The 5,390-nt window shown below is 68.9% G+C and carries 6 protein-coding genes and 1 pseudogene; 5 read left to right on the top strand and 2 right to left on the bottom strand.

The window, feature by feature from the left end; translation table 11 throughout:
• Window positions 1–2,559, bottom strand: a 2,559-nt coding sequence (gene ileS / locus GRX66_RS16120) for an isoleucine--tRNA ligase (RefSeq protein WP_159527441.1), incomplete at its 3' end; no start/stop codon positions are given.
• Between the two features lie 101 nt (window positions 2,560–2,660).
• Entirely contained in the window at window positions 2,661–2,888 is a 228-nt protein-coding gene (locus GRX66_RS16125) for a hypothetical protein (protein WP_159527442.1), read from the bottom strand.
• An 81-nt stretch (window positions 2,889–2,969) separates the two neighbouring features.
• Between GRX66_RS16125 and GRX66_RS16130 the strand changes: the two genes are divergently transcribed.
• The 5 genes and pseudogenes from GRX66_RS16130 to GRX66_RS16150 all read left to right on the top strand — a co-directional run bounded on the left by GRX66_RS16130 (window position 2,970) and on the right by GRX66_RS16150 (window position 5,170).
• Complete coding sequence (locus GRX66_RS16130) at window positions 2,970–3,188, top strand: DUF7860 family protein (protein WP_159527443.1); 219 nt, start codon at window positions 2,970–2,972, stop codon at window positions 3,186–3,188.
• A gap of 27 nt (window positions 3,189–3,215) precedes the next feature.
• Window positions 3,216–3,518: a hypothetical protein gene (locus GRX66_RS16135; protein ID WP_159527444.1), complete on the top strand. Its 303-nt coding sequence runs from the start codon at window positions 3,216–3,218 to the stop codon at window positions 3,516–3,518.
• A gap of 23 nt (window positions 3,519–3,541) precedes the next feature.
• Complete coding sequence (locus GRX66_RS16140; protein ID WP_325064156.1) at window positions 3,542–4,201, top strand: uracil-DNA glycosylase; 660 nt, start codon at window positions 3,542–3,544, stop codon at window positions 4,199–4,201.
• A 180-nt stretch (window positions 4,202–4,381) separates the two neighbouring features.
• A pseudogene (locus GRX66_RS20845) lies at window positions 4,382–4,477 on the top strand (hypothetical protein); the annotation flags it as partial.
• A 258-nt stretch (window positions 4,478–4,735) separates the two neighbouring features.
• Window positions 4,736–5,170: an HIT family protein gene (locus GRX66_RS16150; RefSeq protein ID WP_159527446.1), complete on the top strand. Its 435-nt coding sequence runs from the start codon at window positions 4,736–4,738 to the stop codon at window positions 5,168–5,170.
• Window positions 5,171–5,390 lie beyond the last annotated feature (220 nt).

The raw sequence follows: 5,390 nt of genomic DNA on the forward strand, positions 1-5,390 counted from the left end.
CTTCCGGCCGGCCTGCTGGCGGGCGTGACTGCCCGCCTCCTCGATGTCACGCAGCATCGCGACGTCGTCCTCGAGGGCGGGCTGCCGGTAGCGCTCGTCGACCTCGGGCCAGTCGCACATGTGGACGGTGGCGTAGCCGTCGTCGCCCGCGAGGTGCTGGTAGAGCTCCTCGGTGACCAGCGGCGCGTACGGCGCCAGCAGCGCGGTGACCTCCAGCAGCGCGCGCTGCATCGTCGCGTACGCCGCGGTCTTCGACTCGGAGTCGCCCTCCTCCCACATGCGCTCGCGGACTACCTGCACGTAGTACCGGGAGAGGTCCTCCGTGACGAACGACAGCACTTCCTCGAGGGCTTTGTCCTGCTGGAAGTCCTCCCAGGCGGCGGTTGCGTCGGCTTTCACGCGCTGGAGCGTCGACAACAGCCACTGGTCGACGGTCTCCAGGTTGACGTCCTCGACGGCCACGCCGCTGCCGTCGCCGCCGAAGCCCTCGGGGACGTTTGCGTCGAAGTCGTCCATCTCCATGTACGGCCGCGGGAACCGGAAGACGTTCCAGAGGATGTTGAGGTCCCGCTGCATGTTCTGGACCTCGTCGTAGGCCACCCGCATGTCGTCGCCGCGCGGCGTCACCGCGAGCACGAACAGCCGCATCGGGTCGGCGCCGTACTCGGAGATGAGCTCCTGGGGGTCGATGCGGATGTCCTTGGACTTGGACATCGCGCGGCCGTCCGGCATCAGCGCGTGCCCGTGCATCAGGACGTTCCGGTACGGCGACTCGCCGACCGCCGCGGTCCCCATGCCGAGTTGCGACCAGAACCAGCCCCGGGTCTGGTCGTGGGCCTCGATGATGAGGTCCGACGGCCACTTCTGTTCGAAGGCCTCGGTCTCCGAGGGGTAGTTCAGGGTGCCCCAGGAGGCCACCGAGGAGTCCAGCCAGACGTCGAAGACGTCCGGCACGCGCGTGTACGTGGTGCCGTCCTGCGTGATGGTGAGGTCGTCGACGGTGTCCTTGTGGAGGTCGACTGAGTCGGGGTCGACGTCCTGGTCGACGAGGTCCGCGAGTTCCTCGCGGGTCCCCACGACGAGCACGTCCTCGACGTCGCCGCTCCAGTCCTCCGGCGTCCAGATGGGGATGGGGATGCCCCAGTAGCGCTGCCGGCTGACGTTCCAGTCCGGCGCGTTCTCCACGAAGTCCCGGAAGCGGTTGTCGCGGGCCCACTGCGGGTACCAGTTCGAGTGCTCCATGTTCTCGAGGAGCTCGTCTTTCACGTCGGTGATGGTGATGAACCACTGGTCGGTGACGATCTGGACGATGCCGGTGTCACAGCGCCAGCAGTGCCCGTAGGAGTGCTCGACGGTCTGCTTCGCGAGGAGCGCGCCCAACCGGGCGAGGTCCGCCATGATGTCCTCGTTGGCGTCGCGGACGAACTGCCCCTCGTACTTGCCGCCCTCCTCGGTGTAGACGCCGTCCCCGCCGACCGGGCAGAACACGGGCAGACCGAGTTCCCGGCCGCGTTCGAAGTCCTCCTCGCCGTGCCCGGGCGCGGAGTGCACGAGGCCGGTGCGGTCGGCTTCCACCCAGTCGCCGTGGTAGACCTGGTGGACGCCGTCGGCGTCCGCGGGGTTCGCGGGCACCTCCTCGGTGAGCGGCGGCGTGTACGACCAGCCGAGCATGTGGCTGCCGGGGAACGAGTCCTCGACCTCGTAGTCGTCGTAGCGGCCCGCCGACAGCACGCCCTCGACGCAGTCCTCGGCGACGTAGAGGACGTCCTCCGTCTCCACGACCTCCTCGCCGTCGGGCGTAGTCGTCGTCTGCACGGCGCGCACCTGCTGGTAGGTCTGCTCCTCGTCGACGGCGACGAACTCGTTGGCGGGAATCGTCCACGGCGTCGTGGTCCAGACGACCAGCGACCCCTCGCGGTCGTCGAGGTCGAAGGTCACGTAGATCGAGGGGTCCTCGACGTCCTCGTACTCCACCTCGTTGTTCGCGATCGCGGTCTCGCAGCGCGGACACTGGCTGATGGAGCGCTTGCCCTGTTCGACGAGGTCGCGCTCGTGGACGCGGTTGAACGCCCACCACGCCGACTCCATGTACGTCGGGTCGACCGTCTTGTAGGGGTCGTCCCAGTCCATCCAGACGCCGAAGGACTTGAAGTCCTCCTGGAGGGAGTCGAGGCTGTTCTCGGCGAACTCGCGACACGCGTCGATGAAGTTGTTGACGCCGAACTCCTCGATGTCCTTCTTGTTCGCGAAGTCCATCTCCTCCTCGACTTTCGTCTCGATGGGGAGGCCGTGCATGTCGTAGCCCGGCCGGTCGGTCACGTCGTACCCCTGCATCCGCTTGTACCGGATGTAGGCGTCCTTGAGGCTCTTGTTCCACGCGTGGCCCATGTGCGCCGAGCCGGACGTGTACGGCGGGCCGTCCACGAAGAAGTAGTCCTCGCCGTCGGCCCGATGCTCCTTGGCCTGCTCGTACGCGTCGACGTCGTCCCAGTAGTCGAACACCCGGTCTTCCACGTCCTCGGGGTCGTACTGGTCGGGCACGTCGCCGAATCGGTCCATACGGCAGTCGACTCGCTCGCACCTAAAAGGGTAATCGGTTGTACAGCCCACACCGTCGCCCGCCAGCAAGGCGGGCGGCGGCCCTCCGCGGTCGTTCGACCTTACGCGGCCAGCCGGGATTTCACTTTGTCCGTGAACAGCATCGTCCCGGCCGCGATGGCGACGACGCCGACGCCCGCCATCCAGAGCCCGAAGACGAACTCGCCGCCGGACAGCGACGAGACGCTCCGCAGTTCTGCGAGCAGCCCCGTCCCCATGAGCCCGGCACCGAGCACAGCGTACCCCAGCGTCACGACGAGGTCGAACAGTTCCGCGAAGTTGTTGAGCATACACTCCGGTATCGGGTCGCCGTTCATAGCCTTTCTGTCTCGAACAGAAAACTTACGAGCGACCCGACAGGTGACCGAGATATGGACCGCTACGGGAACATCGACTACGCAACGGTCGCGAAACGCGGGACGCTGGCGAGCTTCGCGCTGTTCCTCGTGGGCGCACTCGGACTGGCGTTCGCCGCCGAATCGCTGCCAGCGTGGGAGCGCACGCTGCTGTTCGACGCGGAAGTGCTCGGCGTCCTCGGAATTCTGCTGTGTCCGCTGGTGTTCGGCATCGTGATGCCACTGACTGAGTGACGCGTGCCGCCGCTGACTGCGTAACACGTGCCAAACGACGCTACTGTCGCGGCGTGGGGATTCGTCGCCGTCGGTGCCCTCGTCGCTGCCCTCGGCGCCATCATTCGCGTGTCCCGGCGAGCGGACCTGCTCGCGAACTACCACGGCGCGACCACGCCCGAGTACGCTGCAGTCCACGGCGGGAACGCGGTCGCCGCGACTGGCCTGTTCGTGGTCGCGTACGGCGCCGCGATGCTCGTCTGGGGGCTCCCGGCGTGGACCGTGTTCGTCGCGTCGCTCGTCGTGATGGCGGGCGCGCTCTGGGGTGCTGCACGCGCACAAGGCTATTGACAGCGGCTGACGGACTGGTGAGTGTGCCCGAACTCCCGGACACTGCGACCCGCCACGTCCTCGAAGGTGACTGCACTCGCTGCCCCGCGCTCACCGAATCCCGGAGCTGTATCTCGTGGGGACAGGGGCCGCTGGACGCCGACCTGGTGGTGGTCGGCGAAGCCCCGGGCGCGGGCGACCCGGACGCCGAGGTGTGGCGGGGCGGCAACCACACCGGCATGGCCTACACCACCCGACACTCCGGCAGGCGCGTTCGCGCCCTCGCGGCCGACCTCGGGCACCCGGACGCGTACTTCACGAACGCCGTGAAGTGCCACCCGCCAGAGAACCGCGACCCCACCCGGACGGAACGCGAGACGTGTGCCACCCACCTCGCCGACGAACTCGCGATGGTCGCCCCGGAGGCCGTCCTCGCGACGGGGAAACACGCCACTGCCAGCCTCCTCGAACTCGCCGACCGGTCGCTCGATGGCTTCGTCTCGACCGTGGGCGACTGCGTACGCGACGGACGACCGCTGGAGTGGCCGGGCGTCCGCAGCGGTGACACCACCGTTGCGCCCGCGCTCGTGCCGGCGCTCCACCCGTCCTACGAGGCCGTCTGGCTGTCCCGACTCGACCTGACCCGCGAGGCGTACGTCGCCGGCCTGCGGGACGCACTCTGCACGGGTCGGCGTCAGGATTAACACGTACTGCCGCGTGCCGTCAGGCATGACCGACGCCTTCGCGGCGCTCGCCGACGACGACGTCCGCGGCGAGTCGTCGTTCACGCTCGACGCCGACCACGCCACCGTCGCGTTCGGCGCGCACCACGATCCGCCCGGCGACCCGCCGCGCTCGACGCAACCCCCGAGGAGGCCACGCAGGTGCTGGGCACCCCACACCTCCTGGAGCGATTCGAGGTCCTCGCCCGCGAGTCGCTGCGCGGCTACCTCGAGGACGGCCAGGGCGTCATCACGCGCGGCGCGTCCATCTCGCACCTGGCCCCCGTCGCCGTCGGCGGCGACGTCGGCGTCACCGCCGACCCTGGTCGCCGTCGACCGCCCGGACCTCTCCTCGCCTGTCGGGGCGGAACGGGCGGACGGCGCCGCCGTCGCGACCGGGGACCTCACGCTCCGGGTGGTGGACCGCGACCGCTTCCGCGCCGCCGTCGCCGACCGCGCCTGACCCCGCCGGCGACCGAGCGTAGTATTTTAATCCCGGCGTCCGTCCGTTTCCACATGGCCGACGACTGCATCTTCTGCCAGATTGTCGACGGAGAAATTCCCGCTCGCGTCGTCTACGAGGACGCCGACGTGCTCGCGTTCCTGGACGCGAACCCGCTGGCGCCCGGGCACACGCTCGTCATCCCGAAAGCCCACCACGAGACGCTCGGCGACCTGCCGCCGGAGAGCGGCGAGATGACGTTCGCGGCGCTGCACTACCTCACGCCCATCGTCGAGGACGTCGTGGACGCCGACGCCAGCACCGTCGCGTTCAACAACGGCGAGGCCGCCGGCCAGGAGGTCCCGCACGTCCACGGCCACATCATCCCGCGCTTCGAAGGCGACGGCGGCACCCCCATCCACGCCGTAGCGGGCGGTCGCCCGGACCTCGCGGACGACGAACTCGACGACCTCGCCGACGACATCGCGGACGCCGCCGGCGAGACGTAGCGACTCGAATGCCTTCCACTCGCCCGCGGAGCCGCTGTCGGGGTCCACGGCCGTCCACCCGGAGATAGAATCGCGACGAAACACGCGAATTTTAGTAGGATGGTCAGTCGAAACTACTGGCATGGAGCCACGAACTGCGGCGCTCGTCGGGGTCGCCGGCGGGGCCGGGACGACCCGACTCGCCGTCGAGACGGCAGCGGTCCTGGCGCGCGAGGGCGCG

The sequence above is a fragment of the Halobacterium bonnevillei genome, assembly GCF_009831555.1.
GTDB classification, from domain to species: domain Archaea; phylum Halobacteriota; class Halobacteria; order Halobacteriales; family Halobacteriaceae; genus Halobacterium; species Halobacterium bonnevillei.

What these genes read in the sequence shown, in the direction of transcription:
- GRX66_RS16125 (WP_159527442.1), bottom strand. Translation starts at nt 2,888, where the DNA reads ATGCTCAACAACTTCGCGGAACTGTTCGACCTCGTCGTGACGCTGGGG.
- GRX66_RS16130 (WP_159527443.1), top strand. Translation starts at nt 2,970, where the DNA reads ATGGACCGCTACGGGAACATCGACTACGCAACGGTCGCGAAACGCGGG.
- GRX66_RS16150 (WP_159527446.1), top strand. Translation starts at nt 4,736, where the DNA reads ATGGCCGACGACTGCATCTTCTGCCAGATTGTCGACGGAGAAATTCCC.